This is a genomic window from Ligilactobacillus sp. LYQ139, assembly GCF_045033025.1.
Taxonomy (GTDB): Bacteria; Bacillota; Bacilli; order Lactobacillales; family Lactobacillaceae; genus Ligilactobacillus.
Window position 1 is genome coordinate 330560 of record NZ_JBJFZW010000001.1, and the last position, 14013, is coordinate 344572.

Here is a 14013-nt window from a genome sequence, read left to right on the forward strand (position 1 = left end):
ACCCAACAGCTTCCACAAGCTACACGGCTACCTCCCGGAGAACATCACACCATGCGTTCCTCGCTGTACCGGAAGACCGGTAGCCGCCTCTTGGTCATCGCTTTTCCTTATTACCCCACCATTTTAGCGAAAATTCCCTAATTGTCAAGCTACAATAGATCAGCAAACTCTTCCTGCTGCTGATTAAGAAATTGTTCTCCTACATGAATGGCACTAATCTTTGTCCCGGCAAGGGCCCGGTCAATCAGCCCGTCCACGTCAAGCCGCTGTTCGTATTCGCGGGCCCGCTCAATCCGGGGTTTAGTCTTAGGAGCCGGCGGAGCAAAAATCGTGCAGCAATCTTCAAATGGTTGAATCGAAAGATCAAACGTTCCAATTTTCTGAGCTAACGCAATAATTTCCGTTTTGTCCAACGAGACCACCGGTCGAATTACCGGCATCGTTGTCACGTCGTTAATTGCAGCCATACTTTCAAGCGTCTGGGAAGCTACCTGTCCAAGCGCTTCCCCGTTAAAAATGGCTAACCCGTGCCGTTGCTCGGCAATTCTTTCCGTCAATCGAAGCATAAACCGCCGCTGAACGGTCATCAGGTAACCAGATGGCAGATTGTGTTTAATTGTTTCTTGAATCTCAGTGAACGGCACTTCGATAAACTTAATTGTCCCAGTATATGGCGTTAACTTCGCCGTTAATTCCTTCGCTTTATTTAAGGCCTGCTCACTCGTGTACGGTGGACTGAAGAAGTGAACCATTTCAACCTCCACCCCCCGCTTCATCGCAAGGTAGGCGGCCACTGGTGAATCAATCCCCCCTGAAAGCATCATCATTCCCTTTCCGGCAGTGCCTACTGGCATTCCACCGGCAGCCTTAATTTTCCCCAATGAAAGATAGATTCCATCAATCCGAACCTCAACACGAATAAGAATCTCTGGGTCCTTCATTTGCACCTTAATTCCCGGAAACGCTTCAAGAATTGCTCCCCCTAGTAAATCATTCATCTGGTTGGTGTCATACTTAAACTTATGGTCGGCCCGCCGGGTGTTAACTTTAAACGTCATTCCGGGTTCAAACAGTTCTTTAACCAGTGCAATCGCCGCCTGCTTAGCGGCAGCAAATTCCTTTTCAACCCGCACGGTTGGTGAGTAATTTTGTATCCCGAAAATCCGATCAAGCCGTGCGGTAACTGCCTTTGAATCTGTTCCGTTAAGTTTAATGTGCATCCTATCCCGGTGCGCTTTGATTTCAAGACGCGGAAAATCCCGCAGTGCTTGCCGGGTATTATGGGCTAACCGGTCGATAAAACTTTGCCGGTTCTTACCCTTCGTTGAAAGTTCCCCATACCGCACCATAATTTCGGTGTACTGCATAGCATCCTCCTATGAATTAATCATCTTAAACCGTTCGTAAAGCCGGTCAAAAACAGCGTTAAACTGGTGGGCTTCTTCAAGTGTATTGGACCCATCCAAACTTATTCGCACGACTCCAGTCACTAGTTCCGGAGCAACCCCCATCGCACTGAGAGTGCCAGAACCTGCACTGTCCTTAGAGGAACAGGCACTCGTTGTCGATAAATAGATTCCTTCGTGCTCAAAAGCATGCACCACAGTTTCGCCGCGCACCCCTTCAATTGCAAACGTTAAGATATGGGGAGCAAACGTTGACCCCATTGCCGAAAAAACGTGGACCTTTTCCTTAGAACTAATGTGGTCAAAAATAGCCTGCCGCACACGTTGTTCCTGTTGAACGTTTTCGTCTTCATGTTCGAGGAGCAGCCGCATTGCACGAGCCATTCCCACAATTGCCGGTAAATTTTCGGTGCTACTCCGCTGGTTCTTTTCTTGACCGCCACCAGTAATTAAAGGTTCTAACTTTCGTCCGCTCTTTTTGTATACAAACCCCACTCCCCGGGGAGCGTGGAATTTATGCCCAGAGAAGCTAACAAAGTCAACCCGGTCGTTCATAAAAAGGGATTGAACGCCCTTCCCAAGCGCTTGCACCGCGTCGACATGAAAGTGAACTTTCGGGTAAGCGCGCAAGACAGCTGCTAATTCGTTAATTGGCTCAATTGCACCTACTTCATTATTCACTGCCATTATTGAAACAAGAATTGTATCTGACCGCAGCGCTGCTTTCAGATCAGCCGGCCGAACCCGCCCCTGATGATCAACCGGCAAGTAGGTCACGTCAAACCCCAACCGCTCCAATTGTGCCATCGTACTTAAAACAGCAGGGTGTTCAACGCTTGAAGTAATCAGATGTTTACCATGCATGTACTTTGCCATTGCCGTTCCCTTAATCACCCAATTATCACCTTCAGAGCCACCACTCGTAAAGAAAATTTCATGATCAGCTACTCCCAGAAGATCCGCAATCTGATGTCGGGCCTGTTCAAGAAGATTATGCGCCTGCATTCCAAGCGCGTTTAGCGACGATGGATTGCCCCAAACCTGCTGACTAACCTTGTCATACGTCGCCAGCACTTCCGGGGCAACCTTTGTTGTTGCACTGTTATCAAAATAAATCATGGCTACTCCTCTCATTAAATTTATTTATTGTGGTAAACCGCTATCTTATAACGTGGAAATCACGCTCTATTCTATCACAGCAAAGAACTCTCCGCACTCTTCGTTTCTTCACAAATAATGGTTTAAAAAGGGAGACTCACACAACGAAAACGGACGTGGCGGCTATGGGATATAACGAACCAACCAGAACATAAAGAATAAATTCAGCGACTGGTTCACTTTCACTGGAATTCGTTTATTTTGATACTGGATTAGTTGGAAATAGCAAAGAGACTGCAACTTATGTCACAGTCTCCCCGTACTAACCATGTATTTCTATTAATTTGGTTGATCTTTCTCAGCCAATTCGTCGTCATCAACAGCCGGCGGTGTTAACTGAACATCCGGGATTTGGTACTCAACCCGATTTGTCCGCCGGTATTCCGCTAAGAGCTGTTTATAAATTCCCGGCGCAACATTGCCGAGCGCTGTTGCAATGGTATCCAACGCCCGCGCATAATCATACTGCTGCTCAAATTGAGCAGTCGCTTTCTCATATGCCTGCGCCACGGCCTCGTTTTGATTCCGATACCGGTTAGCGTACTGAAGCAGTTGCTCTGTCAGAATCGAACTTTCAATAATCTTCTTGGTTTTATTTCCCAGAACAGTCAGGTCAGCAGCAGTATCCTGAACCATGGTACTAATCTGATCCATGTTAACCTGGAGCCGATTGAGGGAATGATCCAACTGTTCAATTTTATCGCTCACATTAAAGAAGAAATTTAGGTACTCATCTTTCAACCCTGGAAGGTTAAGCCGCTCAACATCACGCCGCATATTATGAATCTGGACGTCAAATGCTGACACCGCCTGTTGTGCAACCTTTTCCTCATCCCACAGATGCGTAACTCCATCACGAATTGCTTTTTGCCGCCGTTCAATTGCCGTCAGTTGCTCCTTCATCCGTTCCTGCTGTTTTTGAATTGCACTGTACAGAACCGGTCCGTTGCTTGACTGTTTCAACGACTCATCGTAATCTTTCTGAATTATCTTAAGTTTCTTATCAAGCTCCTGGGCGTTTTCTTGTTCACTATGTGTTAATTCGTAATTTTGCCGAATCCGGTCAAGCTCAATTAATAGATCATGTTCCTGCTTAACAGCATGCGCAATGAACTCACTTAGGGTCTTTTGTTGTTTTTCAACACGTTGCCGGGCTTGGTATTCCTGTTCGAGTAGATCATAGGCATGATCAATTGCCTTGCTGATCTTTTTGTCATAGCCTTCAACATTTGTAATGTTAAGCTTCTTCAGGTCAGTTAAACTATCCCGTCGGTTATCACGAATTTCCTTCAACAATTGCGGAAAATCACCGCTGAATGCATAATTATTCGCGGTAAAGTTACTGAAATTTTCTTCAATTTCATCCAGTTGTTCCGGAAAAGCATGCACAAGATTTTCCTGAAGCGGCGGAATTTTTTCCATTAACTCCTCTAGGGAAGCCATCTTCTTCCGCAGTTCAGCCAGTGTTTTCCCTGAAGTAACTAAGTCTCCACTCGTCGAAACGGCGGTGAAATCATCAAATTCCTTCTCCGCATCAGCTAACCGTTCTTCAAGGGGAGTTGCCGCTTCGCCATACTCAGCATTATCGGCCAATAATACCTTATGCATTTCCTTAAACTTAGTCCGTAACTGTTCAATTGCCTTCGCGTGTTCATCAGCACTTTGTTGAATCTCTGTTAGCTGTTCCTTAGTGGCGCGAATCTTGTTAATGGCAGTGCTTGATTGCTGCTCATAGTTATGCATTTCATTCCGGGTTTTAATAAACTGATACTGTGAATTATACTGCTTAGCTCGCTCAATACTATCAGTTAATTCCGGAATAGTTTTCGCCTTTAATTCCCGGTAATTCTGATCGAGTTTTTCAAACTCGGCGAGACTTTCCCCCGTTAAGTTAAGCCGATTGATCGCCGCTAATTCTTTATCGAGATTAACTTCTTCAATTTGCTGTAGGTTTCCCTTGTCCCGTGCAATTTGATCGGCGTAGGACTGTTGGAAATACAAAATTCCCAGATAAATACCCACGGCGATAATAATAATTGCCACGAAGAATAATGCCATCACGATCCCGTCCTTTTCATCACATTAATTAATTACCATTATTATAATTAAATTACAAATTTCCGGTAAAAATCCAGCCTTAATTATACCATATTCACTTCTTTTTTTACGCATAAAGCCCCAATTAATTACCTTGATTTCGCCATCTATTCTTGGTAAACTGGGACTCGTGTAAAATAATGCAGCAGTGGACGGTAAACACGTCCCCAGTTCGTTGCTGGCAACAGTATTACAAGTAACCCAGCTGCAAGGGTGAACGGTCAAAACGAACTGCACGAATACTAAGTTCACATTCGTTATTTTACTCCAAAAAACTTTTATTGGAGGAATTACCTTATGTCACGTTACACAGGTCCAAGTTGGAAAGTTTCACGGCGCCTAGGAATTTCCCTTTCGGGTACCGGGAAAGAATTGTCACGGCGGCCATACGCCCCAGGACAGCACGGTCAAAACAACCGGCGGAAACTGTCCGAATACGGCATGCAGCTGCAAGAAAAACAAAAGCTACGGATGATGTATGGCTTGACCGAGCGGCAATTTGCCAACCTCTTTAAGAAGGCCGGTAAAATCCGCGAAGGAAAGCATGGTGACAACTTCATGATTTTGCTTGAACAACGGCTTGATAACGTTGTTTACCGGCTGGGATTAGCAACTACCCGGCGACAAGCACGGCAACTTGTAAACCACGGCCACATTACGGTTGATGGTAAGCGGGTTGACATTCCATCATACGAAGTTCAACCAGGCCAAGTGATCTCCTTACGTGAGCGGTCCAAGAACCTGCAAATCGTTAAGGATGCCCTTGAGGCAGTTGTTGGCCGGGCACCATTCGTTACGTTCGATGAGAACAAGATGGAAGGTTCCCTGGTACGACTTCCTGAGCGGGATGAACTTGATATGGATATCGACGAATCACTCGTTGTTGAATACTACAACAAGCTGTAATTCGGATTCGATCACAAAAACAGGAATGCGCTACTTGACGCATTCCTGTTTTTGTGTACTATGGAGGATTATTTACTTAATCCCAATGAACAACCGGTGACTCCGGGGAAACTCTACGTTCATTTGCTTATCAAGAAGTGTAAGGACCTTTTGCTGATTTAATCCCTTCTTATTAAGCCGGTCATAACCATTTTCTCGAAAAACAAACGCACCGTTATTTGCGATAATTTCAATCCGTCGGTCTCGTTTCCACGTTGTTAACGTAATATGGAAACTTTTGCTGGTTTTCACCCGCTTAGTAATCATCATTTTTGCCGTTGTTCGCGTTGTTTCCTTCATTGCCTCTCATCCCTTCACTTCCATTGTACGCTTTTCCTTCGGCTTAACGCGACGATTTTGACTTACATAAAATGGCTAACACTTTACCCGCAATATCCTGGGGAGTTGGCTGAAGAAGAACCCGTTCATGCATCCCGTACTGGGGCGTTGAATGAATCCCTAAAAAAGCAAACTGCCCCGGTTTCTGCGTGTATGGCTGGTAGATATTCGGGATAATCACATCCACCCCACCATCATGTAATCCCACCGCATTTAGCGTCTGAACGATTATTCGCTGGTAGGATTCATCCACACTAGAACCAACTTCGCGGGTTTGAAAGCCCGTCCCATTCGTTGCATCAAACCGGAGAAAGACCTGCGTTCCCCGGGACGGAACACTTGTTGGCCCCAATCCTTGCCGAATCAAAGTTTCTCGCTCAAGTTTTCCCAGATGCAAAGGAACCCGATCAGGATATCGCTGATTAGTAACCCTTACCAGTTCCTGAATTGTGCGGTGCCCATCCCCTACTACGTTAGCAGGAATCCGTTCAACTAAACTACAAATTTGATCGTTTATGACCAACGCCCGGTAACACGAACCAGGCAAAACCTCTTCAACGTATGCCACATGTCCCGTTACCAGGATCCGGTTTATGGCCGTCATAAATTCATCTTGCCGGGGAGCTAACCGAAAAACAGTAGTGTTCATCACTGCTGTTTGGGCAGCCTTAACGGTTAACGCTCGCCCCTGGATATACGGGTACAGTTCTTGGGCAGCATGCCGGTTAGTAACCACCCATCCGTTCAAAACCGGAACAGCTTGCCGGGCAACCAGCCGCTTTACGGCATCCTTATCCGAACTCAAAGCAACCCCAACCGCCTGGTTCTTTTGGGTAATTACCCCGTTTTTCACTAACCGCCCGTTTATCCGTAAAAGACCTGCGGAAGCATCAACAACTTGCCAAGCCACCCCTTGCCGGAGAGCGGCTCCGGCCAATGACTGTGAATTGCTATCAAGCGTCGCGGCCAAATCATCCGCCTGCTGCTGCAGCTGCGCGCCCACTTTAGGAGACCACTCGTCATCAGCTACTGGTGCTGCCGACGCTAACAGTTGGCGACAAAGCCCCTGCCAGTCAACTAGCCCGTACTTAAGCGCAAACCGTTCGATAGCTGTCCACAACCGGATACATTGTGCCGGAGAAACCGCAGTTTCTTGCACTTTACAGGCAACATTATCCCATTCGGCTGGCGGAACTCCAGGAGTAAGCAGAACATATCCTGTCACCATCGCTAAGGTACGAAGCATCATCGGTGCAATCATTTCCGGGTACTTGGAGGTTAACCTCCATCCTGGTAACTCCAACAGACTAATTCCTTGGTTTTGCGTAGCACCCTGTAAGATAACCGGCATCTTCCCGGAAACAGCACTTTGAACGTACCGCGCTGGCGTACGATAATCCGGAAGTTGCCAGTTCTCCGATTCCTGACCCCACTGTTGGGATAAAACAACTCGGTGAAGGGCAAGACCCTGGGCAAGTTTCATATAAATTTGGTCCCGGAACACCCCGTAATCCAATTCCATGGACTGAAATCCCCGTTCGTATAGCTCCGTTAAAAAGGTTTCCGGAAGCATTAGCCGGACGGTCCCCCCTTTATTTTTTTTCTGATCTGGCAATAGCAATAATCTCTGCTGGGCTAACTCCTGTTGAAGCAGTGCTGTTTGGCGTCTTACAGCGGTGATCCCGGCATCAATCCCAATTGTTGGATACGTTATCGCCGTTAATTTCGGTCCGTTCACCCGAAGCGTCTCCCCGGAAACAAACGGATTCTCTTTAACCGGATTCCCCGCACGATCGCAAACAACAAGGTGCCGTTGAACCTGCCACCGTATGTTTTTCAAAACCATTAACAGGCCGTTATCAACTATTTGCTTCCCAATTTCATCTAACGCCACGTGCCATTCCTCCCGGATCATTATTGCAGCCATTATACCATTTACTCCCTCAGCAAACCGAAGAAAGAATGTGTGCTATTCTTAAGGGGAAACTAATTAGATTGGAGGAGTAATCCATGAAACCATTGGCGTACCGGATGCGGCCAACTTCACTCGATCAAATCGTTGGGCAACAGCACCTTGTCGGCCCCGGGAAAATCCTCAACCGCATGGTCAAGGCAAAGATGCTTTCATCAATGATTCTATACGGCCCGCCGGGAACGGGAAAAACGAGCATTGCCAGCGCCTTGGCCGGAACAACAAAATACGCTTTCCGGAAACTTAACGCCGTAACCGATTCAAAAAAGGCCCTCGAACAAGTCGTCGCTGAGGCTAAAATGAGCGGGACGGTTATTTTAATGCTTGACGAAATTCACCGGTTGACTAACCCCAAGCAGGATTTTTTACTACCACACCTCGAAAACGGTCAAATTATCCTCATTGGGGCAACAACGGAAAATCCCTATATTACCATTAACCCCGCTATCCGGAGCCGGGTTCAAATTTTCGAGGTTAAACCCCTAACCGCCGCCGATATTGCCACGGCCCTTGACCGGGCACTCTCCGATAAGGAAAACGGACTCGGAAACTATCAGATTAATCTTGATCCCACCGCCAGAAAACTCCTGATAACGGCCACCTATGGGGACCTTCGCAGCGTCCTTAACGCCTTGGAACTCGGAGTTAAATCAACTACTCCCGCGCCTGATGGAACCATTCACCTAACCCGCGCAATCATGCAAGAATGTCTCCAACACAAGGGGTTAGTGGCCGATAAGGACAGTGACGCACATTACGATGTGCTTTCAGCCTTCCAAAAGTCAATTCGGGGATCGGACCCAGATGCTGCCATTCACTACCTTGCCCGCTTAGTTGACGCCGGCGACCTTCCAAGCATTGAGCGCCGGCTTGCAGTTATTGCATACGAGGACATTGGGTTAGCAAATCCAGCAGCAGCAGCCCATACCATTGCGGCAATTAAGGCCGCCGAACAGGTAGGTCTTCCCGAAGCCCGGATTCCACTCGCTGATGCGGTTATTGAACTCGCCCTTTCTCCCAAGTCAAATAGCGGTATTACCGCCATTGACGCGGCGCTTAGAGATATTCATGCCGGCAATGCTGGCAATGTCCCTGATCATCTCCGTGATAGCCACTACCAAGGAGCTGATCAGTTAGGACGCGGGGTAACGTATAAGTATCCGCACGACTACCCGCATGACTGGGTCAAACAGGACTACCTCCCCGCTACCCTGAAAAACCGGGAATATTACCACCCCAAGGAAAACGGACGGTACGAACAGGCTCTTGCTACCCAACTCCGGCGACTCAAGGCAGCCCGTAAGCGTCATTCCCGGTAGTTGTCTGTTTGAGCTAAACGTGGTACCATTACGTTGTTTCTGAGGTGTACGCATTGTCCTTTAATGTAAGGTTGACCGAACACTTTTATCATATGGAACCCGGAGCTCTGGTCGGATGACAAGCCGGTTGTCCGGACGCCAGAAGGCAGATTATGGGTTCATCCTGCGTTGACGCGGGTTCAACTACGTGGACGATTAACGGCACTACCGGACTAGGGGATTGCGCTTACGCAATCCCCCTTCTTTTTACTTGATTTACGTACCGTTTAATGAATGGGGGATTACCATTGACCGGAATAGTTAAATTCTTATTGATTCTCCTTGCAATCATCGTCCTGCTTCTTGGAGGTTACGTTCTTACTCACCGTAACCGTCAACTCCTTGTTCTCCACCCTGAAAACAACCATGGACTTCGCATTCTCCTTACGGTTTGGGGACTACTGTTGGTTATCCTAGCGGGCGCCACCCTAGTAGTCGTTTTCACCACCAGTAAGTTACTTGTAGCCGTTATGCTTGTACTGGACGCCATCGGAGTAACGGGTCTTTCCGTTATTGGCTGGGCATATACAACAAAATAAATCGATTAACGTGGTGAAACCCTTTCATTTTTGGAACTGATAACGTAGAATAAAGGTGTAAAGATGATGAAAGGGTGATTCCAATGTTACAAAACTACAAGAATATTTTAGTTCCCGTTGACGGATCGTACGAAGCAGAATTGGCCTTCAAGAAGGCGGTCGCAGTTGCCAAGCGGAACGGCGATGGGGCCCGGATTCACCTGGTCCATGTCGTTGATACACGGGCATTTCAAAACATCTCTAGTTTCGATACTGCAATGGTCGAGCAGGTGACCGATACCGCTAAACAGACCATGCAGGAGTACGTTGACGATGCTAAAAAGAACGGTTTTAGCAATGTTGACTACTCCGTTGAGTACGGTGCCCCTAAAGCGGTAATTGCTAAGGAGCTCCCGGAAGATGAAGGTATTGACCTGATTATTATCGGGGCAACCGGGTTAAACGCAGTTGAGCGGCTCTTAATTGGTTCGGTAACAGAACACGTTACCCGGACAGCACCGTGTGACGTTCTCGTTGTAAGGACGGATACTAATAACCACTTCACTACGGAAGCGGAACGACGGAAAATCCAACGGGAGCGGGAAGCTACAAATAAAGGTGCGTTTTAACTAAAAATCAACTTATAAACAATAAAACGTCGGCGTATATCGCTGACGTTTTATTTTACTATGAATAATACCGTTTTCCCTGATAAAGCCAAATCAACCAACACGAACTAATAATATAAACAAACACCAATACCCCTTCAACCTGTAAAAATGGAAGGTGCTGGTCAAGTAACCCGACAATCCACAAAGTTAAAATTGAAATCCCGCTGGCACAGGTTTCCGTTAGCGACATCATTGATGACATTACATTCGCCGTGACCTCCTGCTGCATGTTTACCATTAGTTGACTATTATAAATATTAAATGGAAACAAAAAGCAAATAACTAAAAGTAAAAAAATATATTTGCTTGGAGCCATTATGGCTAAGAGAAACCCTCCCCCCAACAGAATAACCAACTTTGTTAAGGCCTGACTAAAATCACAGTGACTAAACCAATGATTACTAATAATTGCAATTACCTGAAAAACAACGTAAAAAATCCCAAAATACGCCTTTGAAAAGTGTTGCTTTAAAAAATTAATTTGCCAAAATTGAAAAAATAACTGTGCCACGATTTGATAAACGCTACATAATCCAATCACACATAAAATCCGACGACGTCCAAGTAACATTTTAAAATCACTCAGTACGTTCCGCCATGACGGGCGTACGCTGTGGCCATCGTTTTCATTTCTCTGCGGATGAAACCCACCCACAATTAGTCCAAACGCAACGACTAGTAAAATTAACGAAAGCCAATACATCCTAATATTCATAAACTGATAGATAAATGATCCAACGCCCCCGCCAATCAACCCACTATATAACGTTGTATGATTAATTAAAACGTTTACGTGCTTAATTTGTTCATTATCACCATTTGCACGCCTAATAAAATAGGCATCTAATGACCCATTTATTGTCGCTGAACTTATCCCATAAATAAACCACGAGCAGCACAGTACAATAAATGAAGATGAAACCATTGTGAGCATATAAGATACCGTAATTAGAATCAAAGATACCTCATACGTAAGCTTCTCAGACCATAAATCTGTTAAAAATCCTGAAGGTAAATCAAAAATAATTGCTGCCAACATGAAGAAACTCTGAATAATTGCGATTTTGGCAACGGTCATCCCTTTATTTAATAAAATCACCGTTAATACTGCATGGGGTAAGACACGTGCCAAATTATAAATAAAAAGACTACCGAGATAAATGGCGCGATTATCATTTACTAGCCGTAACTTGTTACTCATTAACATTCCCCCACAACCTACTAGGAATCCTATTTTGATCCGATTATAGCAAAATTAGATTATAATGTGAATGAAATGAGTAATATTAAGCGTGCTATTCTACCATAATAATAATATTGCCAAAAAACGTGCCCCTCATCAATCACGTTTCTTCCCATCATATTTATCCCTTGCAGGACAACCCATTAGATGATCATTCACAATCCCTACTGCCTGCATAAACGAATAACAAACCACTGGTCCCACAAACATAAACCCTGCCTGTTTTAACCGGTGGGCCAAAGCTTTCGCGGCAGCCGGAGCTTGTGGCACCTCGTCACTTGTTTGCCAATGATTAACCACCGGGGACTTATGCTGCCACACAAATTCATCAAATGACATGTCATTTTCATGGAGTGTGACGATTGCCCGCGCGTTCTGCACCACTGCCGTGATTTTTCGCTTATTTCGAATAATTCGGGCGTCCGCAATTAACCGCTTAATCATTTCTTCATCGTACTGGGCAACTTCCGTAATCCTAAACCGCGCAAACGCCTCCCGTAACGCATTACGCCGCTGTAAAATTAGTGTCCACCGTAGCCCAGCTTGAAAAATTTCTAAGCTCAACATTTCGAATAACCGGTCATCATTATGAACGGGACGCCCCCATTCACGGTCATGGTACTCCCGCACCAGTTCATTAATTCCTGCCCATGTACACTTTGGCATTTCATCACCCCTACCTTATAACTACGCCATTTAATCGCATTCTTGTAACATCACTTGCATCCGGGCTGTAATCCGGACCGCTGGCGAATGCAAATCACGGATTACCCGCCGCACCATTTCAGGCCGATCAGTAATCACCCCGTCGCATCCCTCAGCAATTAACTGCATGGCAATCCGTTGATGATTAACCGTCCACCCCCACACCGCAACGTGCCGTGCATGTAAGATCCGCAATGCAACCGGCGTTAAGGTATGATAATCCAGCGAACACTGTTGGATTTTTCCCCGCGGAAAACCACATAAGACAAACGGCAAGATTAACGCCCGTTTAATGTGGGGAGCCTGTTTGGCCAAAGTTGTAATCATTGCACCGTCAAGCGAATGAAATTGAGAACCAGCTGGTAACCCGGACTGGTAATCACGAAGAAACGACCGGACGACTGCCTGTGCGTGGGGAGCCGGCTTAATCTCAATTAAAAGGGGTTGATGAGCTTTTCGCGCCGCTTTAATGTATGCCCCCGCACCATTCAAATAACTTGTTTCCCCGTCATCGGTTACCCTGATTCGTTTGGCCTGAGCCAATGAAAGACTACGAATAGCAACCCGTTTTCCGTACACAGTAACGGTCGAATCATGGTTTATGACAAACCGGTGGTCCCTGGTCTCCTGAACATCACACTCACTCAAGGCCGGATGCACTCGCTGGCTGGTCGTCACTAACGCCTGCATCGAATTAGGACGCCCAGCCCCGTCACTCATCCCTTTATGCGCAATCACCTTGACGGGTGACCTAAGCGGTTGATCAAGAATCCGGGCAGTTTGCAGACCAATTCCACTCCAGCCGCCAACCATGAGCATTAACCCGAGCCATGACCAACCGCCCCACCGTGTTTGACGTCTAAGTGTCGCGAAAACCTGGGTTCCCCCATTAACCTCAAAAAGCCAGAACATCCATGCCCAAAACAAACCCAAAACGAGCAGTTGCCCACCAATCATGAGCAACGTTGCCACCACCACGTTTGCCGGAAATAACTGGTGGATTAACACTGCTCCCTGAAAGACAACCTGCTTGGCAATAACAAAAAACATCCCGCTTCCTACCATTATTCCCAGCTGCCGCCAATACCTTCCCCGGCTATTCTGCCAGGCTGCTTTAAACGGGTGCACGGCCCCATGAACGCCGATAAAAAACGCAGGTACCAACCGAGCCATCCCCAACCACCAGCCAATATAAAGGACTCCGCCCATAAACCCGATATTCCGCCGGTGAAGCACCACCCAGGTAACAACCTGGCCGGATAAAACAAGGTGTGCACACCACGCTAGGAGTAACCGAATCCCCCCAAACGGAAGAAGCCACAACGCAAGTAACACCCAAGCGCTAATTATTCGTCCAAAAGCTCGCAAAGAAAACTGCCTATTGGGGGCCAATATCATGGCGGTAATAACGGGGGCGCCGATAATTACCGAAAGAATCCCCCATCCTGTTTGCTTCATTAAAAACAATAGTCCCGGGAAAGCTCCCCATCCCAGAACAATTCTTAACAACATTGTTTTTTGCCGTTCATTCACTTGACTAGCACCCCTTTAAACTAGTTCGCTCACGCATCCCAGCCTAGTTACAAAAACAGTGATTGTGT

The 14013-nt window shown here is 46.5% G+C and carries 12 protein-coding genes, 1 other RNA gene and 1 other annotated feature (1 of these 14 running past the window's edge); of the genes, 5 read left to right on the top strand and 8 right to left on the bottom strand.

The genetic code is table 11. The features are described from left to right. Window positions 1-107 (bottom strand) — a binding site (T-box leader) (it extends 100 nt beyond the left edge of the window). A 42-nt stretch (window positions 108-149) separates the two neighbouring features. The 3 genes from thiI to ACI3E1_RS01630 all read right to left on the bottom strand — a co-directional run bounded on the left by thiI (window position 150) and on the right by ACI3E1_RS01630 (window position 4622). Beyond that, window positions 150-1367 (bottom strand): tRNA uracil 4-sulfurtransferase ThiI, encoded by a 1218-nt coding sequence (gene thiI, locus ACI3E1_RS01620; RefSeq protein ID WP_405023935.1) that lies wholly within the window; start codon window positions 1365-1367, stop codon window positions 150-152. 9 nt (window positions 1368-1376) lie between these two features. Continuing rightward, window positions 1377-2525 carry a cysteine desulfurase family protein gene (locus ACI3E1_RS01625; protein ID WP_405023936.1) on the bottom strand — a complete coding sequence of 383 codons (1149 nt, stop codon included), beginning with the start codon at window positions 2523-2525 and terminating at the stop codon, window positions 1377-1379. 318 nt (window positions 2526-2843) lie between these two features. Then, window positions 2844-4622: a septation ring formation regulator EzrA gene (locus tag ACI3E1_RS01630; protein ID WP_405023937.1), complete on the bottom strand. Its 1779-nt coding sequence runs from the start codon at window positions 4620-4622 to the stop codon at window positions 2844-2846. Window positions 4623-4958: 336 nt separating this feature from the next. Between ACI3E1_RS01630 and rpsD the strand changes: the two genes are divergently transcribed. Beyond that, on the top strand, window positions 4959-5567 hold the full coding sequence (rpsD, locus tag ACI3E1_RS01635) for a 30S ribosomal protein S4 (RefSeq protein ID WP_405023938.1): 609 nt from the start codon (window positions 4959-4961) through the stop codon (window positions 5565-5567). Window positions 5568-5639: 72 nt separating this feature from the next. On the opposite strand, the gene ACI3E1_RS01640 is transcribed toward rpsD, so the two are convergent. Together ACI3E1_RS01640 and ACI3E1_RS01645 are read right to left on the bottom strand one after the other, a co-directional pair. Then, window positions 5640-5906 carry a hypothetical protein gene (locus ACI3E1_RS01640; RefSeq protein ID WP_405023939.1) on the bottom strand — a complete coding sequence of 89 codons (267 nt, stop codon included), beginning with the start codon at window positions 5904-5906 and terminating at the stop codon, window positions 5640-5642. A gap of 43 nt (window positions 5907-5949) precedes the next feature. Further along, window positions 5950-7872 carry a hypothetical protein gene (locus ACI3E1_RS01645; RefSeq protein ID WP_405023940.1) on the bottom strand — a complete coding sequence of 641 codons (1923 nt, stop codon included), beginning with the start codon at window positions 7870-7872 and terminating at the stop codon, window positions 5950-5952. A gap of 83 nt (window positions 7873-7955) precedes the next feature. On the opposite strand from ACI3E1_RS01645, the gene ACI3E1_RS01650 reads away from it, so the two are divergent. The 4 genes from ACI3E1_RS01650 (at window position 7956) to ACI3E1_RS01665 (ending at window position 10422) form a co-directional block, all read left to right on the top strand. Then, complete coding sequence (locus tag ACI3E1_RS01650) at window positions 7956-9236, top strand: replication-associated recombination protein A (RefSeq protein ID WP_405023941.1); 1281 nt, start codon at window positions 7956-7958, stop codon at window positions 9234-9236. 33 nt (window positions 9237-9269) lie between these two features. Next, a non-coding RNA gene (gene ssrS, locus ACI3E1_RS01655) (6S RNA) lies at window positions 9270-9454 on the top strand. Window positions 9455-9523: 69 nt separating this feature from the next. Then, window positions 9524-9814 carry a hypothetical protein gene (locus ACI3E1_RS01660; protein ID WP_405023942.1) on the top strand — a complete coding sequence of 97 codons (291 nt, stop codon included), beginning with the start codon at window positions 9524-9526 and terminating at the stop codon, window positions 9812-9814. Window positions 9815-9897: 83 nt separating this feature from the next. After that, the gene (locus tag ACI3E1_RS01665; protein WP_405023943.1) at window positions 9898-10422 is read left to right on the top strand and encodes a universal stress protein; all 525 of its coding nucleotides are present in this window, start codon (window positions 9898-9900) and stop codon (window positions 10420-10422) included. A gap of 58 nt (window positions 10423-10480) precedes the next feature. Here ACI3E1_RS01665 and ACI3E1_RS01670 read toward each other — a convergent pair whose 3' ends face one another. From ACI3E1_RS01670 to ACI3E1_RS01680, 3 genes are all read right to left on the bottom strand, one after another. Next, window positions 10481-11665, bottom strand: a complete 1185-nt coding sequence (locus tag ACI3E1_RS01670; protein WP_405023944.1) for an MFS transporter — start codon at window positions 11663-11665, stop codon at window positions 10481-10483. Between the two features lie 138 nt (window positions 11666-11803). After that, window positions 11804-12373: a DNA-3-methyladenine glycosylase I gene (locus ACI3E1_RS01675; protein WP_405023945.1), complete on the bottom strand. Its 570-nt coding sequence runs from the start codon at window positions 12371-12373 to the stop codon at window positions 11804-11806. 30 nt (window positions 12374-12403) lie between these two features. Further along, entirely contained in the window at window positions 12404-13945 is a 1542-nt protein-coding gene (locus ACI3E1_RS01680; RefSeq protein ID WP_405023946.1) for a glycerophosphodiester phosphodiesterase family protein, read from the bottom strand. Window positions 13946-14013: the final 68 nt, after the last annotated feature.